At 54.5% G+C, this 16,425-nt stretch carries 13 protein-coding genes; 4 read left to right on the top strand and 9 right to left on the bottom strand.

Annotation, left to right across the window (positions count from 1 at the left end):
* The first annotated feature begins 67 nt into the window (after positions 1–67).
* The 3 genes from ldtD (at position 68) to F8561_RS09820 (ending at position 3,287) form a co-directional block, all read left to right on the top strand.
* Complete coding sequence (gene ldtD, locus F8561_RS09830) at positions 68–1,891, top strand: L,D-transpeptidase (RefSeq protein WP_014169402.1); 1,824 nt, start codon at positions 68–70, stop codon at positions 1,889–1,891.
* A gap of 176 nt (positions 1,892–2,067) precedes the next feature.
* Positions 2,068–2,619, top strand: coding sequence for a YcbK family protein (locus F8561_RS09825; protein ID WP_014169403.1), 552 nt, complete (start codon positions 2,068–2,070; stop codon positions 2,617–2,619).
* 20 nt (positions 2,620–2,639) lie between these two features.
* Positions 2,640–3,287 carry an MBL fold metallo-hydrolase gene (locus tag F8561_RS09820; RefSeq protein WP_020884810.1) on the top strand — a complete coding sequence of 216 codons (648 nt, stop codon included), beginning with the start codon at positions 2,640–2,642 and terminating at the stop codon, positions 3,285–3,287.
* Positions 3,288–3,337: 50 nt separating this feature from the next.
* Here F8561_RS09820 and aspC read toward each other — a convergent pair whose 3' ends face one another.
* The 4 genes from aspC to pncB form a co-directional block, all read right to left on the bottom strand.
* Positions 3,338–4,528 (bottom strand): aspartate transaminase, encoded by a 1,191-nt coding sequence (gene aspC, locus F8561_RS09815; RefSeq protein ID WP_020884809.1) that lies wholly within the window; start codon positions 4,526–4,528, stop codon positions 3,338–3,340.
* A 185-nt stretch (positions 4,529–4,713) separates the two neighbouring features.
* Positions 4,714–5,802 (bottom strand): porin, encoded by a 1,089-nt coding sequence (locus F8561_RS09810; RefSeq protein WP_020884808.1) that lies wholly within the window; start codon positions 5,800–5,802, stop codon positions 4,714–4,716.
* Between the two features lie 605 nt (positions 5,803–6,407).
* Positions 6,408–7,808 carry an asparagine--tRNA ligase gene (gene asnS, locus F8561_RS09805; protein ID WP_032677806.1) on the bottom strand — a complete coding sequence of 467 codons (1,401 nt, stop codon included), beginning with the start codon at positions 7,806–7,808 and terminating at the stop codon, positions 6,408–6,410.
* Between the two features lie 169 nt (positions 7,809–7,977).
* Positions 7,978–9,180 (bottom strand): nicotinate phosphoribosyltransferase, encoded by a 1,203-nt coding sequence (gene pncB, locus F8561_RS09800; protein WP_151887383.1) that lies wholly within the window; start codon positions 9,178–9,180, stop codon positions 7,978–7,980.
* Between the two features lie 255 nt (positions 9,181–9,435).
* On the opposite strand from pncB, the gene pepN reads away from it, so the two are divergent.
* Positions 9,436–12,048 carry an aminopeptidase N gene (gene pepN, locus F8561_RS09795; protein ID WP_151887382.1) on the top strand — a complete coding sequence of 871 codons (2,613 nt, stop codon included), beginning with the start codon at positions 9,436–9,438 and terminating at the stop codon, positions 12,046–12,048.
* Positions 12,049–12,091: 43 nt separating this feature from the next.
* On the opposite strand, the gene ssuB is transcribed toward pepN, so the two are convergent.
* Genes ssuB through ssuE form a run of 5 tightly spaced genes read right to left on the bottom strand, consistent with a single transcriptional unit; the run spans position 12,092 to position 16,332 of the window.
* Positions 12,092–12,862 carry an aliphatic sulfonates ABC transporter ATP-binding protein gene (gene ssuB / locus F8561_RS09790; RefSeq protein ID WP_032681326.1) on the bottom strand — a complete coding sequence of 257 codons (771 nt, stop codon included), beginning with the start codon at positions 12,860–12,862 and terminating at the stop codon, positions 12,092–12,094.
* Positions 12,859–13,650 carry an aliphatic sulfonate ABC transporter permease SsuC gene (gene ssuC, locus F8561_RS09785; RefSeq protein WP_025204543.1) on the bottom strand — a complete coding sequence of 264 codons (792 nt, stop codon included), beginning with the start codon at positions 13,648–13,650 and terminating at the stop codon, positions 12,859–12,861. Before ssuC ends, ssuB begins: the two co-directional genes overlap by 4 nt.
* A 9-nt stretch (positions 13,651–13,659) precedes the next feature.
* A complete protein-coding gene (gene ssuD / locus F8561_RS09780) occupies positions 13,660–14,805 on the bottom strand; it encodes an FMNH2-dependent alkanesulfonate monooxygenase (protein WP_047357170.1) in 1,146 nt (381 codons plus the stop codon).
* A complete protein-coding gene (locus F8561_RS09775; protein ID WP_151887381.1) occupies positions 14,802–15,764 on the bottom strand; it encodes a sulfonate ABC transporter substrate-binding protein in 963 nt (320 codons plus the stop codon). The genes ssuD and F8561_RS09775 overlap by 4 nt, the downstream gene beginning before the upstream one ends.
* Entirely contained in the window at positions 15,757–16,332 is a 576-nt protein-coding gene (gene ssuE, locus F8561_RS09770; protein ID WP_032681324.1) for an NADPH-dependent FMN reductase, read from the bottom strand. Before ssuE ends, F8561_RS09775 begins: the two co-directional genes overlap by 8 nt.
* Positions 16,333–16,425: the final 93 nt, after the last annotated feature.

The raw sequence follows: 16,425 nt of genomic DNA, 5'->3' as shown, positions 1-16,425 counted from the left end.
TGCCGTCACCCTATAATAAAAGAAAGCCCCAACGTGATGGGCATGTCGTGAAAACAGGGGGCAAGGGATGTTGCTAAAGAAAAAATGTGGTCGTCAGCTGTCTGCGCTAAGTTTATGCCTGGCAGTGACGTTTGCTCCACTGTTAACCGCTCAGGCCGACGAGCCTGAAATTGTGCCGACTGACAGCACAGCAACGACTGGCACACAGCCAACGTCGCTGTCTCAACCGCTGGAGCAGTCTCCTGCGACTGCCATCATGGCCGGTATTAAACCGTTGCCAGAAGGCATCGACGCGGAATCGCTTCGCCAGCAGCTGCTGTCTGGGCTGCCAGCAGGCTACACGCCTGTCTATACCAGCCAGCTCACGCTGCTCTATGCGGCGCGTGACATGAAACCCATGTGGGAAAACCGTGATGCGGTGCGCGCCTTCCAGCAACAGCTGGCAGAAGTCGCCATTGCAGGGTTCCAGCCGCAGTTCACAAAATGGGTTGAGCTCTTAACCGATCCTGCTGTCACCGGGCAGGCGCGGGACGTGGTGCTTTCCGATGCCATGATGGGGTATCTCCAGTTTGTGGCCGGTATTCCGGTCAATGGTAACCGTTGGTTGTACAGCGATAAGCCTTACAAGCTGGCGACTCCGGCACTGTCGGTAATTAACCAGTGGCAACTGGCACTGGATAGTGGCGATCTGCCGCGCTTTATTGCGAGCCTCGCGCCGGCACATCCGCAATACGCGACCATGCATCAGTCGCTTCTGGAACTGGTCGGGGATTCACGTCCATGGCCGCAGATGCGTGGTACCGCGACGCTGCGTCCTGGACAGTGGAGCAGCGATGTGCCTGCCCTGCGTGAGATCCTCAAACGCTCCGGTATTCTGGATAGCGGGCCTAAAATTGCCCTGCCGGGTGACGATGCGCAAAGCGTCGTTGTCAGCCCGTCAGCCCCGGTGAAAGAGAAAAAAGCCGCCGTTCTGAGTGATAAGCCCGCGGCCTACGATCGGGAGCTGGTTGCAGCGGTTAAGCAGTTTCAGGCTGCTCAGGGGCTGGGTGCTGATGGCGTGATTGGCCAGTCAACGCGCGACTGGCTGAACGTCTCACCTGCGCAGCGGGCAGGGGTGCTGGCGCTCAATATCCAGCGTTTACGCTTGCTGCCAGGGACCCTCTCTACTGGCATCATGGTGAATATTCCAGCGTATTCGCTGGTCTATTACCAGAACGGCAGTGAAGTGCTGGCGTCACGCGTGATTGTGGGACGTCCCGATCGCAAAACGCCGATGATGAGCAGTGCACTGAACAACGTGGTGGTTAACCCGCCGTGGAACGTACCGCCGACGCTGGCACGTAAAGACATTCTGCCCAAGGTCTGGAACGATCCGGGCTACCTGGAACGCCATGGCTATACGGTAATGCGCGGCTGGAACAGCAAAGAGGCGATAGACCCCTATATGGTCGACTGGTCAACCATTACCGCGTCTAATCTGCCATTCCGGTTCCAGCAGGCACCCGGTGCGCATAACTCGCTCGGACGCTACAAGTTCAATATGCCGAGTTCAGATGCTATCTATCTGCACGATACGCCGAACCACAATCTGTTCCAGAAAGACACCCGCGCGCTGAGTTCAGGCTGTGTGCGTGTCAATAAAGCCTCGGAGCTGGCTAATATGCTGTTGCAGGATGCAGGCTGGAACGATACGCGCATCTCTGACGCCCTGAAGCAGGGGGATACGCGTTACGTTAATATTCGCCATAATATTCCGGTCAATCTTTATTATCTGACGGCGTTTGTGGGTGAGGACGGGCGGACGCAGTATCGTACAGATATTTACAATTATGATCTCACGGCGCGATCCGGCGCACAAATTTTGCCAAAAGCTGAACAATTAATCAGGTAAATGAAGCAGTTCGGGAAAATAGGTTGTCGTAAGTAATGGTGAATACGGGGCTATATGGCTGGAGGCCGCGTATTTACTGGGGTTGGGTGCCTTGACGTAGTCGGCTTTGCCAGTTAAGGTGCCCTTCGTGCGCTAAGCATATTTACGATAAACATTGACCTGTAGACCTGATTATCATGGACAAATTTGACGCTAATCGCCGCAAACTGCTGGCGTTAGGTGGTGTTGCGCTCGGCGCAGCGGCCATCTTGCCGACGCCAGCATTTGCCACCCTCTCGACACCTCGTCCGCGAGTTTTAACGCTCAACAATCTCCACACCGGTGAGTCGTTAAAAGCGGAGTTCTTCGATGGCAGAGGCTATATTCAGGATGAATTAGCAAGACTTAACCATTTTTTCCGTGATTTCCGCGCGAATAAAATAAAAGCCATCGACCCAGGACTGTTTGATCAGTTATTCCGCCTTCAGGGCCTGCTGGGTACCAGCAAGCCAGTGCAGCTTATTTCTGGTTATCGCTCTGTTGATACCAATAATGAACTGCGCGCCCACAGCCGTGGGGTAGCGAAAAAAAGCTATCACACGAAGGGACAGGCAATGGATTTCCATATTGAAGGCGTTTCGTTAGCCAATATTCGCAAAGCTGCGTTATCTATGCGCGCAGGTGGTGTAGGATATTACCCAAGTAGCAACTTTGTGCATATTGATACCGGTCCGGTCCGGCACTGGTAATAACGAAACACAGGAGCAGTATGAACTATCGTATTATTCCGGTTACTGCATTCTCCCAGAATTGTTCATTAATCTGGTGTGAGCAAACCAAACTGGCCGCGCTTGTCGATCCCGGCGGTGACGCTGAGAAAATCAAGCAGGAAGTCGCTGATAGCGGTGTCACGCTGATGCAGATTTTACTGACGCATGGTCATCTTGATCATGTTGGTGCGGCGGCGGAGCTGGCACAGCACTTCGGTGTGCCTGTGATCGGTCCGGAAAAAGAAGATGAGTTCTGGCTGCAGGGTTTACCAGCCCAGAGCCGCATGTTTGGCCTTGATGAGTGTCTGCCCCTGACGCCCGATCGCTGGCTAAATGAAGGAGAGCGCGTTAACGTAGGGAATGTGACTTTACAGGTGTTGCATTGTCCTGGGCATACGCCAGGCCATATTGTCTTCTTTGATGACCAGTCCCGTCTGCTGATTTCCGGCGATGTGATTTTCAAAGGTGGCGTAGGACGCAGCGATTTTCCACGTGGCGACCACGGACAGCTGATTCAGTCGATTAAACAGAAGTTGTTGCCGCTGGGCGATGATGTGACGTTTATCCCTGGACACGGTCCGATGTCGACGCTGGGTTATGAACGACTCCATAACCCGTTCCTTCAGGACGAAATGCCTGTCTGGTAACCAGAATAAAAAAAAGCCTGCATTATGCAGGCTTTTTTTATGGGGGCAATTTACAGCACGGCGACGATGGCTTCGCACAGCGGCGCCATATTGTCTGGGGTCATGCCTGCAACGTTGACGCGGCCAGACGCCACGGCGTAGACGCCAAACTCTTCACGCAGACGCAGAACCTGTTCTTTGGTCAGGCCGCTGAAAGAGAACATACCGTTCTGCTTAATAATAAAGCTGAAGTCACGGTCAGCGCCTTTCTCCGCAAGGGTGTTCACAAACAGCAGACGCATGCGCTGAATACGCTGACGCATATCGTTCAGCTCTTGTTCCCAGATAGCACGCAGTGCATCGTTGCTCAGGATAGTCGCAACGACAGAGGCACCGTGTGCAGGCGGGTTAGAGTAGTTAGCGCGGATCACGGATTTCATCTGGCTGAATGCACGATCAACGGTTTCAGTGTTCGCCGCAACCAGCGTACAGGCACCGACACGCTCATTGTACAGACCGAAGTTCTTGGAGTAAGAGCTTGCCACGATCAGTTCCTGATGCACGGCAGCAAAAGCGCGCAGGCCTTCCGCGTCTTCTTCCAGACCACGGGCGAAGCCCTGGTATGCAAAGTCAAACAGCGGCAGCCAGCCTTTTTCTACGGAGAGCTTCGCCAGCTGTTCCCACTGTTCCAGCGTTGGATCAATACCGGTTGGGTTGTGGCAGCAGCCGTGGAACAGCACCACATCACCCGCCTGAGCCTCGTTCAGGCTGGCCAGCAGACCGTCGAAGTCCAGAGAGTGGTTAGCCGCGTCGTAGTAAGCATATTCGCGTACTTCCAGGCCTGCAGAGTTGAATACGCTCTTGTGGTTTGGCCAGCTTGGGTTGCTCACCCAGACACGCTTAACAGAGGTGTTTTTCGCAAGGAAATCCGCCGCGACGCGCAGCGCGCCGGTACCGCCAGGGGTCTGTGCTGTACGCGCACGCTTGTCGCTCACAATTGCACTGCCTTTGCCGAACAGCAGTTCCTGAGTGCAACGACCAAATTCAGGGATACCATCAATACCGAGGTAATTTTTGGTGGTTTCATTTTCCAGCAGATACTGCTCAGCTTTTTTAACGCTGGTCAGCACCGGGGTTTTGCCGGTTTCATCTTTATATACACCAATACCCAGGTTGATTTTACCAGGGCGGTCGTCGGCACGAAACAGATCGGCCAGGCCCAGAATAGGGTCGGCAGGAGCGGCGGTAATGTTCTCAAACATGACGAAGTTCCATTGTGATTGCAGAAGTGAAATCCGCTATCAGGTTAACGGTAGATTTACAAAATGCCAACCGTTTGCGACAAAAAGCGTGCGGCTTTTCAAAAGTCGCCATTTTTTGCTATCAGACATAAAAAAAACAGGGCCGAAGCCCTGTTCATTAAGCATATAACAAAGTGGTGTACTGATTAGAACTGGTAGGTCACAGCCATTGCAACCTGGTCGTCTTTACCGTTCACGATACCCACGCTACGAGAGTAGTCGGTGTCGTCGATCAGGTTCAACTGGTAATCAACATAGATGTTGAAGTTTTTGTTGAAGTAGTAAGTTGCACCCAGTTCAACGAATTTCTGCAGGTCAGCATCGCCGCCAGCGAAGGTGCCACGTTGTGCAAGGTTTTTACCTTTAGACTGCACGTAGGACACGGATGGGCGCAGACCGAAGTCGAACTGGTACTGAGCGATAACTTCGAAGTTCTGCGTTTTGTTTGCGAAAGAACCGTCGTCTTCACGGGTCATGTTACGCGTTTCAGCATAGGTGGTTGCCAGGTAGATGTTGTTCGCATCGTATTTAGCACCAACAGCCCATGCTTCCGCTTTCTCGCCTTTGCCGTCTGCGGATTGCCCGTCAGTACGGTCAGAGTTGCTGTATGCGCCGATCAGGCCGAAACCTTCACCGAACTCATAACCTACAGAGGTACCGAAACCGTCACCGTTAGCGGTTCTCACGTCAGTACGCTCGTTTTTGCCCTGATACTGCAGGCCCAGGCTCAGACCGTCAACCAGACCGAAGAAGTCAGAGTTGCGGTAAGTCAGGAGACCAGAGTTACGGCCAGTCATGAAGTTGTCAGAGTAGTTTGCCCAGGTCATACCTGAGAAAGATGGCGCCATATCGGTGTAAGATTCTACGTCGTATACGATACCGTAGTTACGGCCGTAGTCGATGGAACCTGCATCACCCGCTTTCAGACCGGCGAACGCCAGACGGGTACGCTGAGTCTGGTTGCTTTCTGCCTGGCTTGCCAGAGCACGGTATTCCCACTGACCGAAACCAGTCAGTTGGTCGTTAATTTGAGTCTCGCCTTTGAAACCGATCTGAGCATAAGTAGCGTCGTTGCTGTCAGTGTTGTCACCAGAGGTAACGAAGTCGTGCTCACCAACCACTTTCCCGTACAGATCCAGTTTGTTGCCGCTTTTGTTATAGATTTCTGCAGCGTTAGCTGCACCGGCTACCAGCAGGGCAGGGATTACCACTGCCAGAATATTGCGCTTCATCATTATTTATTACCCTCATTGGTTTTTTTATGACACTCGCCACTGCCGTCAATAAATTCTGTCAATAAATATTTCCGGAACTATTGATGAGAGTTAGGTGTCTTTATGTATCTGACAGGCATCTTTCCATTCATAGAACCGTTTCGCTAGCCTGAAAGTGCTACAATTCTCAAGATTAAGTTACAAAAAGAAATCATGTGTAACTAAATGTGTATTTTTCGGAACTTTGTGAACCACCTCAAATTTCAGCGTCCACTGGCGAATTAAACGGCAGATACTTTGATATCTATATGAAAAGCTTATAATTAATTTAGATAAAGGCAATTCGTATAAACAGAAGCCAAACGGCTCATTTTTTCTTATGACCCGAAAAAGACTTCTGGATGGCTGTAAAGCTGGTTGAATTTTGTGCTATTGCTTCAGATTGCAATAAGCGCAATAAGAATAGGGTTTATTTTTTGTGCGCAGATGTTTCGTGGAAACAAAACGTAACAGGTAGTGGTTGTAACGGGGTTGTGGTTTAAAAATGCTGACTTTGCGCTGACGAAAACTGACAATGCAGAATAAAATAATGGCCAGCAATTGCTGGCCATTTGTTATTCAGTCGATTAGAAACTGGCGTTACGCGGTGTGCGTGGGAATGGAATAACGTCACGGACGTTCTGAACACCGGTGACATAGGCGATCAGACGCTCAAAGCCCAGACCAAAACCGGCATGCGGGACGGTACCGTAACGGCGTAAATCGCGATACCAGCTGTAATCCGCAGGATTAAGGCCCATCTCTTCCATGCGTGCGTCCAGTACGTCAAGACGCTCTTCACGCTGAGAACCACCGATGATTTCACCAATGCCCGGTGCCAGGACGTCCATCGCCGCAACGGTTTTACCGTCTTCGTTAAGGCGCATATAGAAGGCCTTAATGTCTTTCGGGTAGTTTTTCACCACAACCGGTGCTTTGAAGTGCTTCTCGGCCAGGTAACGCTCGTGCTCAGACGCCAGGTCAACGCCCCAGTAAACCGGGTTCTCAAACTTCTCACCGCATTTCTCGAGGATGGCCACCGCGTCGGTGTAGTCCACCTGCGCGAAATCTGCTGAGACGAAACGCTCCAGACGTGCGACTGCATCGCTGTCGACACGCTCTGCGAAGAATTTCATGTCGTCAGGACGCTCTTCCAGCACCGCTTTGAAGACATATTTCAGCATCGCTTCTGCCAGACCCGCGACATCATCCAGATCTGCGAACGCCACTTCAGGCTCCAGCATCCAGAATTCCGCCAGGTGACGGCTGGTGTTGGAGTTTTCTGCACGGAAGGTAGGACCAAAGGTGTAGATTTTGGACAGCGCGCAGGCGTAAGTTTCACCGTTGAGCTGACCAGAAACCGTCAGGAAGGCCTCTTTACCGAAGAAGTCTTTGTCATAGTCCACTTTACCTTCTGGCGTACGCGGCAGGTTTTCCATGTCCAGCGTAGAGACGCGGAACATTTCACCCGCACCTTCCGTATCGGACGCAGTGATCAGTGGAGTAGACACCCAGAAATAACCCTGCTCATCGAAGAAACGATGCAGCGCCTGCGCCAGCGTATGACGCACGCGGGCAACCGCACCAATCAGGTTGGTGCGTGGACGCAGGTGCGCCACTTCACGAAGATATTCGATGCTGTGACGTTTTGCCGCCATTGGGTAGGTGTCGGGATCTTCAACCCAGCCAGTGACTTCAATGGCTGAGGCCTGAATTTCGAAACTCTGACCCTGACCAGGTGATGCCACAACAACACCGGTTACGATAACGGAACAACCCGTTGTCAGGCGCAGAACGTCATCATTGTAATTGGGCAGAGAATTATTAATGACGGCCTGTACAGGATCAAAGCAGGAACCGTCATAGACGGCAAGGAAGGAGATGCCAGCTTTAGAATCTCGGCGAGTACGCACCCATCCGCGCACGGTGACTTCTTGGTCAACGGCGACACGGCCCTGGAGTACGTCGGCTACAGGCACAACGCTCATAATATTCTCTCTGTTAATAGTCGGAAAAAATAAACACTTGTCCACCCTTACTGGGGGGGATATCTATGTTACCTGGCATCCGCCATCAGACAAGCAGATTTCGCAGTCAAAAGAGAAGAATTAAGAAATAAATTGAGGAGAGGGGAGCCTGAAAGGCTCCCGAAAGCGGTTAACTGGCTTTTTTGATCTGCGGCAGATCGAATGCTTTGCGTAATGCGCGCACAAAGGCTTTGTCATGGCAGATGGTTTTACCGGGGCTATCGGAGAGCTTCGCTACCGGCTTACCGTTACATTCCACCAGTTTTATCACGATGTTCAGAGGTTTTACCTGAGGGATGTCGCAGGTCAGACGGGTGCCAATCCCAAAGCTCAGGTTAATTCTGGAGGTGAAATGACGATAGAGATCGACCGCTTTCGCCAGATCGAGGTTATCAGAGAAGACCAGCACCTTGGTCATTGGGTCAATGCCCAGTTTTTCGTAATGGGCAATGGCCTTTTCACCCCATTCAACCGGATCCCCGGAATCATGGCGTAATCCCTGATAACGTTCGGCAAATTCAGGGCCAAAATCACGCAGGAACGCGTCCATCGTAATACAGTCGGTAAGCGCGATGCCCAGTTGATTGGGATATTCTTCCAGCCACGCGGCCAGTGCGGCACGCTGGCTGTTTGCCAGGTCCGGGCTTATCTGCTGATGCGCCTGGAACCACTCATGCGCCTGGGTACCCATTGGGGTCAGATCCAGACGACGTGCCAGATCGTAGTTGCTGGTGCCCACGAACCACGACTCCTGCTGCAGACGCTTCACAATAGCCTGCTGCACTTCGCGAGAGAAACGGCGACGCGTGCCAAAATCCATCAGGCGGAAGCGGGACATATCCAGCCCTTCGGTCAGCGTTGAGAATGCGGCCAGTTTATTTTCCAGCGACGCGACCGCCTGCTCAACGCCGGTTTCCGGGGAACGGTAGCGGTGGGCCAGTTCACTGATCACCGCGAGAAGCGGAACTTCCCACATGATCACTTCACGCCACGGGCCTTCAAGACGAATATCCAGCTTGCCGTTATCATTGACCACGGTCACCTGCTCCGGCTTATAGCGGAAGTCGCGCAGCCAGTTCAGGTAGTCAGCTTTAAAGAAGGGCAGGCCAGAGAGCCACTGATATTCGTCGTCCTGCAGCGTCAGATGCTGCATAGCATCGACCTGTTCACGAATGGAGTCTGCGTAGATACCGAGCAAGTCGTCACCACGGCAGCGGAATTCCGCCGCGACATGGACGTCATAGTAATGGTGGAAAACGGCTTGCTGCATATGCAGTTTATACGCGTCGGTATCCAGCAATGTATGCAGAACAGGAGAAGCGAATTGAGTCATAGGTGCGCAGTAGCATCCTCTCACAGGAGCGTTTAGTACAATAAACAACTCCGGAGTATACCTTGTTTAGTGATTTATTGAACCCCGATCACAACATAAGCGCTCTTTATGGTCGAGGGCATTTTGTGCCCCGTGTTATACAAATGTAGCGAAAAAGGTGTTTGTACCTGAAAAGATGAACATTCTGCATAGCGCGTTTTACACAACAGGAATAGACTGGATTCGTTATTCGACAAACGATGCATAAGGTTTTCTATGACACAACAGCCACAAGCCAAATACCGCCACGACTACCGTGCGCCGGATTACCTGATTAGCGATATCGATCTGACTTTTGACCTGGATGCCACTAAAACCGTTGTCACGGCGGTAAGCCAGCTCACGCGCCAGAGCGCGACGGCTGTGCCGCTGCGTCTGGATGGTGAAGACCTGACGCTGGTCTCCGTGCAGATCAATGATCAAGCATGGTCTGACTATAAAATAGAAGGCAACCAGCTGGTTATCGACAACCTGCCGGAACGCTTTACGCTGCGCATCGTGAATGAAATCAGCCCGGCTGCCAACACGGCGCTGGAAGGGCTTTACCAGTCTGGCGTCGCCCTGTGCACCCAGTGTGAGGCCGAAGGTTTCCGCCACATTACCTGGTATCTTGACCGCCCGGACGTGCTGGCACGCTTTACAACGAAAATCATCGCCGATAAAACCCTCTATCCGTTCCTGCTTTCCAACGGCAACCGCGTAGGTGAAGGCGAGCTGGAAAACGGTCGCCACTGGGTACAGTGGCAGGATCCGTTCCCGAAACCGTGTTACCTGTTTGCGCTGGTGGCGGGTGATTTCGACGTGCTGCGTGATACGTTCAAAACCCGTTCAGGCCGCGACGTCGCGCTGGAGTTGTTCGTCGACCGCGGCAACCTGGACCGCGCGCCATGGGCGATGACCTCGCTTATCAACTCCATGAAGTGGGATGAAGAGCGCTTTGGCCTCGAGTATGACCTCGACATCTATATGATCGTTGCTGTCGACTTCTTCAACATGGGCGCGATGGAGAATAAAGGTCTTAACGTCTTTAACTCCAAATACGTGCTGGCACGTACCGATACCGCAACCGATAAAGATTACCTGGATATTGAACGCGTCATCGGACACGAGTATTTCCATAACTGGACCGGAAACCGCATCACCTGTCGTGACTGGTTCCAGCTGAGCCTGAAAGAGGGCCTGACCGTCTTCCGTGACCAGGAGTTCAGTTCCGATCTGGGTTCCCGTGCGGTGAACCGCATTAACAACGTGCGCACCATGCGTGGCCTGCAGTTTGCGGAAGATGCCAGCCCAATGGCACACCCTATCCGTCCCGATAAAGTCATCGAGATGAATAACTTCTACACCCTGACGGTGTACGAAAAAGGGGCGGAAATTATCCGCATGATCCATACCCTGCTGGGTGAAGAGAACTTCCAGAAAGGGATGCAGCTCTACTTCGAGCGTCATGACGGCAGCGCAGCCACCTGCGACGATTTTGTGCAGGCGATGGAGGATGCGTCTAATGTCGATCTTTCCCATTTCCGCCGCTGGTACAGCCAGGCCGGCACGCCGATTGTCACCGTCAAAGACGACTACAACCCGGAAACCGAGCAGTACACCCTGACCATCAGCCAGCGCACGCCGCCAACGGCAGAGCAGGAAGAAAAACACCCGCTGCACATTCCGTTCAGTATTGAACTGTATGACAACGAGGGTAACGTGATCCCGCTGCAGAAGGGCGGTCATCCGGTCCACCACGTCCTGAACGTGACCCAGGCGGAACAGACCTTTATCTTTGATAACGTCTATTTCCAGCCGGTTCCCGCGCTGCTGTGTGAATTCTCTGCGCCCGTGAAACTGGAATATAAGTGGAGCGACCAGCAACTGACGTTCCTGATGCGCCATGCGCGCAATGACTTCTCACGCTGGGATGCGGCGCAAAGCCTGCTGGCGACCTACATCAAGCTGAACGTTAATCGTCATCAGCAGGGCCAGCCGCTGTCGCTGCCGGTTCACGTTGCGGACGCATTCCGCGCAGTCCTGCTGGATGAGAAGATTGACCCGGCGCTGGCGGCTGAAATTCTGACGTTGCCATCCGCAGGCGAAATCGCCGAACTGTTCGACATCATCGATCCGATTGCCATTGTGGCGGTGCGTGAAGCGCTGACCCGTACGCTGGCGAACGAGCTTGCGGACGAATTCCTCGCAATCTACAACGCCAATAAGCTTGACGCTTATCGTGTGGAACATGCTGACATCGGTAAACGTTCCCTGCGTAACACCTGCCTGCGTTATCTGGCCTTTGGTGAGCGCGAGCTGGCAAACACGCTGGTGAGCAAGCAGTATCACGAAGCAGACAACATGACCGACGCGCTGGCAGCCCTGGCTGCAAGTGTTGCCGCCGAACTGCCATGCCGTGATGCGCTGATGCAGGAGTACGATGACAAGTGGCATCAGGATGGTCTGGTCATGGACAAGTGGTTCATCCTGCAGGCCACCAGCCCGGCGGCCGATGCCCTCAGCAATGTACGCAGTCTGCTGAAGCATCGCTCCTTCACCATGAGCAACCCAAACCGCGTGCGTTCCCTGATTGGCGCGTTTGCCAGCAGCAACCCGGCGGCGTTCCATGCGGAAGATGGCAGCGGTTATCAGTTTATGGTGGAAATGTTGACCGAGCTGAACAGCCGTAACCCACAGGTGGCGTCACGCCTGATTGAGCCGCTGATCCGTCTGAAACGCTATGATGCACAGCGCCAGGCGAAAATGCGTGCTGCGCTTGAGCAGCTGAAAGGGCTGGAAAACCTGTCTGGCGATCTGTACGAGAAGATCGCTAAGGCACTGGCCTGATCGAAAGACCCATCCTCCCTCTCCCGGTGGGAGAGGGAGGATGTCAGCCGTGAGCCGTCATTAACGCTCGCTCGCTGACCCCGCGCTTCATCACCCGATTCAGCACTTCCGCCTCCAGCTCTGCCAGTCTTGCCGACCCTACGCGGCGCGGACGCGCAATATCGACCGTGACATCAAGACCGATTTTCCCTTCTTCTATTAGCAGCACGCGGTCTGCCATCGCGACGGCTTCGCTCACGTCGTGCGTCACCAGAAGTACCGTAAAGCCATGCTTTTGCCAGAGCGCGGCAATCAGGTCCTGCATTTCGATTCGCGTCAGGGCGTCGAGCGCGCCGAGTGGCTCATCCAACAGCAGCAAGCCCGGACGATGTATCAGCGCTCGCGCCAGCGCCACGCGTTGCTTCTGCCCGCCGGAGAGCGCAGCAGGCCATTCATCCGCACGGTTTTCCAGCCCTACGGCGGCCAACGCCTGGCGGGCTTCATCCCGCCAGTTGCCGTTGAGGCCCAGTCCGACATTATCAATCACCGTTTTCCAGGGCAGCAGGCGCGCGTCCTGAAACATCATGCGGGTATCATCCTGAATAGTGGCCAGCGGTGTCGCGCCTGCCAGAATTTCGCCGCCGTTGGGGGATTCTAGCCCGGCTAAAAGGCGTAACAGCGTACTCTTGCCGCCGCCACTGCGGCCCACAATGGCGACAAATTGTCCGGCAGGAATATGCAGATCTAGCGCGTTGAGAATCGTGTTTTCGCCATAGCGCTTCGTGACACCGTTAAGGAGCAGCGGTGTACCCTGAGTCAGTCGGGCAGTATTCATGCTTTAGCCTCCTGTGAAATATAGGCTGGATTCCAGCGCAGCCAGCTGCGTTCCAGCCACTGGGCGCTGACGTCGGCAAGTTTGCCGAGCAGGGCATAGAGGATAATGGCCACCACCACCACGTCCGTTTGCAGGAATTCGCGGGCGTTCATCGCCAGATAGCCAATCCCTGAGTTTGCAGAGATGGTCTCTGCCACAATCAGCGTCAGCCACATCAGGCCGAGCGCAAAGCGCACGCCGACCATTATGGAGGGCAGGGCGCCCGGCAGGATCACATGCATAAAGAGGGCAAAACCGGACAGGCCGTAACTGCGTGCCATTTCGACCAGTCCGCGATCGATGTTGCGGATCCCATGCCAGGTATTAATGTAAATCGGGAACAGCGTACCCAGCGCGACGAGAAAAATTTTGGCGCTCTCATCAATACCAAACCATAAAATGACCAGTGGGATCAGCGCCAGATGCGGCACGTTACGCAGCATCTGAATGGAGGTATCGAGCAGCCGCTCGCCCCAGCGAGAAAGCCCGCTGATCAGACCCAGTACCAGGCCGATGCTTCCGCCAATCGAAAAACCAATTACCGCGCGCCATGAGCTGATGGCCAAATGCTGCCAGAGTTCGCCGCTGACGCTCAGCGACCAGAATGCCTCTATTACGCCCTCCGGAGAGGGCAGAATACGGCTCGACAGCCAGCCGGCAGAAGACGCGAGTTGCCAGACAAGCACAATGCCAACGGGTAAAAACCATGGGGCGGCACGTAGCAACCATTTTTGTGAGGGGGCAATCATGGCAACTCCTTAGCTTTGTGCGGCTCTTCGCGGGATAAACTCGTTAGCCACGGCTTCACCCTGAAGCTGGAGCTGGCGGGGCTGGGGTACGTCCGGGATGGCGACATCCAGATGCGGGAATAACAGCTCGCCCACTTTGTAGGCCTCTTCCAGGTGCGGATAACCGGAGAGGATAAAACTGTCGATACCCAGGTCCGCGTATTCATTGATCCGCGCAGCCACCGTTGGACCGTCGCCGACCAGCGCGGTACCCGCACCGCCGCGCACCAGGCCGACGCCCGCCCACAGGTTCGGGCTGATCTCCAGACTCTCGCGCTTACCGTTGTGCAATGACGCCATTCTGTGCTGGCCGACGGAGTCGGTTTTCGCAAACGCCGCCTGAGCTTTAGCGATAGTCTCATCATCGAGATGCGCGATCAGCCGGTCGGCCGCCTGCCAGGCTTCTTCATTGGTTTCACGCACAATCACATGCAGGCGAATACCAAAGCGCACCTTGCGACCATGCGCTGCCGCTTTGGCGCGCACCTGGGCAATTTTCTCTTTGACCAGCTCGGGCGGCTCACCCCAGGTGAGGTAGAGATCAACCTGTTCAGCCGCCAGATCCTGCGCCACATCTGATGAGCCGCCGAAGTAAAGAGGAGGGCGCGGCTGCTGCACCGGCGGGAAGTAGAGCCTGGCGTCGCGAACGTGAATATGTTTACCTTCGAAGGTGACGGTTTCCCCCTCCAGCAGACGTCGCCAGACGCGGGTGAACTCGGCGGACGCTTCATAGCGTTCGGTGTGATCGAGGAACACGCCGTCACCCGCCAGCTCCTGCGGATCGCTTCCGGTGACCAGGTTAAACAGGGCCCGGCCGTTAGAGAGCCTGTCGAGCGTTGCCGCCTGGCGCGCCGCGACGGTCGGGGAGACCACGCTCGGACGCAGTGCCACGAGGAACTTCAGGCGTTGGGTCACGGGGATCATCGATGCGGCTACCAGCCACGCATCCTCGCACGAGCGTCCGGTGGGGATCAGTACGCCGGTAAAACCGATTCGGTCGGCTGCCTGCGCAATCTGCTGCAGATAGCCGTGGTCAACCGGGCGTGAACCCTCTTCTGTGCCAAGATAGTGTCCATCACCGTGGGTGGGTAAAAACCAGAAAAGATTCAGACTCATGATTTGGTTCCTTCTTTGCCTGCGGGTTGCCAGATGCGTTCGCGAATATTCACCTGTTTTGGAACAAGGCGATTTTGATAGAAGAGATCTGCGGTTTGCTGCTGCAGCGCAGCGACGTGTGCGTCCACCGGGGTAATGGTGGTCTGTGGACGGTGATCGAGATAGCTCGCGATCACCGGCTCAGGTAAGCCCATGGTTTTCGCCAGCAGGGTAATGCTTTCCTGACGTTGGCTTTGCGTTAGCGCATCCGCCTGAGTAAAGGTGTTAAGAACATCCTGAATAAAAGCGCCATTCTTTTCCGCATACGGGCGCGCGGCGAGGTAGAACGAGCCGGTTTGTTTCAGCGTGGTGCCATCTTTTAATACCCGCACGCCACCCTGCAGTAAAGCTGCGGAGTAGTAGGGATCCCAGATAGCCCACGCGTCGACATTGCCCTGCTGGAAAGCGGCGCGAGCATCAGCCGGCGTCAAATAGACGGGTTGAATGTCGGTGAATTTAAGCCCCGCCTCCTGCAGGGCCCGCAGCAGCAGGTTATGCGAGCTTGAGCCTTTCTGGAATGCAACCTTGTGGCCTTTGAGATCGGCGACCGTCTTAATGATGCTATTTTCAGGGACCAGAATGACCTCAGCCTTCGGCTTGGCCGGCTCAACGCCGACATAAACCAGGTCGGCCCCCGCCGCCTGCGCGAATATTGGCGGAATATCCCCGGTGCTGCCGAGGTCGATGCTTCCGACATTCAGGGCTTCCAGCATTTGCGGGCCCGCAGGGAACTCAATCCAGGAGAATGTGGTCTTCGGGAAGCGTGTTTCCAGAAGCTGATGGCTTTTAGCCAGCACCATACTGACGCTGCCTTTCTGATAGCCGATGCGTAAATGTTCAGGCGCCGTCTCTGCCGCGTGGGCCGGCGAGGTGAGCGCTAACAGCCCGGCCAGTCCGAGACGGGTTAATCTTTTAAACATGGGCGACTCCCTGTGACGGGTTAAACGCCGGGGCGTGGATATCTCTGCGGTGCAGGGCATGCCAGAAGGTTTCCAGGGCGCTGTCGAGACGGGTTTGCAGATTCGGCGTGAAGTGAGGTTTGTGTTGATAATCGATAACCTGCGAGTCGTCGGCAAAGACGCCGTGGAGGATCTCCTGCGCTTTTAGCGCATTGAGTACCGGCTTGAGGGCATAATCCACCGCCAGTAAATGGGCCACCGTGCCGCCCGTTGCCAGTGGCAGGACTACTTTGCCGTCCAGCGCACGTTCAGGCAGCAGATCGAGCAGGGTTTTCAGGGCCCCGGAAAACGAAGCTTTATAGATAGGCGTCGCCACGATTAAGCCATCAGCCCCTTTAAGCTGTTCAGTCAGCGTTTGCAGCGCCGGACTGTCAAAACGGGCGTAGAGCAGATCCTCGGGGTCGAAGTTATGCAGATTCCAGTGGCATACTTCCACATCCAGAGCATTGAGCTTTTCACGGGCATATTCCAGCAGTGCGCTGGAGCGAGAGGGGAATCGTGGACTTCCGGCCAGGGTTATGACGCGCATGCATGCTCCTTATAACTAATTGTTTGCTTTTATCTAACATTCATAACAATTTTCAGGAGTGTGACACTGCCCGGTTATTCCACTAAATGATTT

This window comes from Enterobacter sp. 198 (assembly GCF_009025585.1).
GTDB classification, from domain to species: domain Bacteria; phylum Pseudomonadota; class Gammaproteobacteria; order Enterobacterales; family Enterobacteriaceae; genus Enterobacter; species Enterobacter ludwigii.
This window is presented reverse-complemented; position numbering and strand designations above follow the sequence as displayed.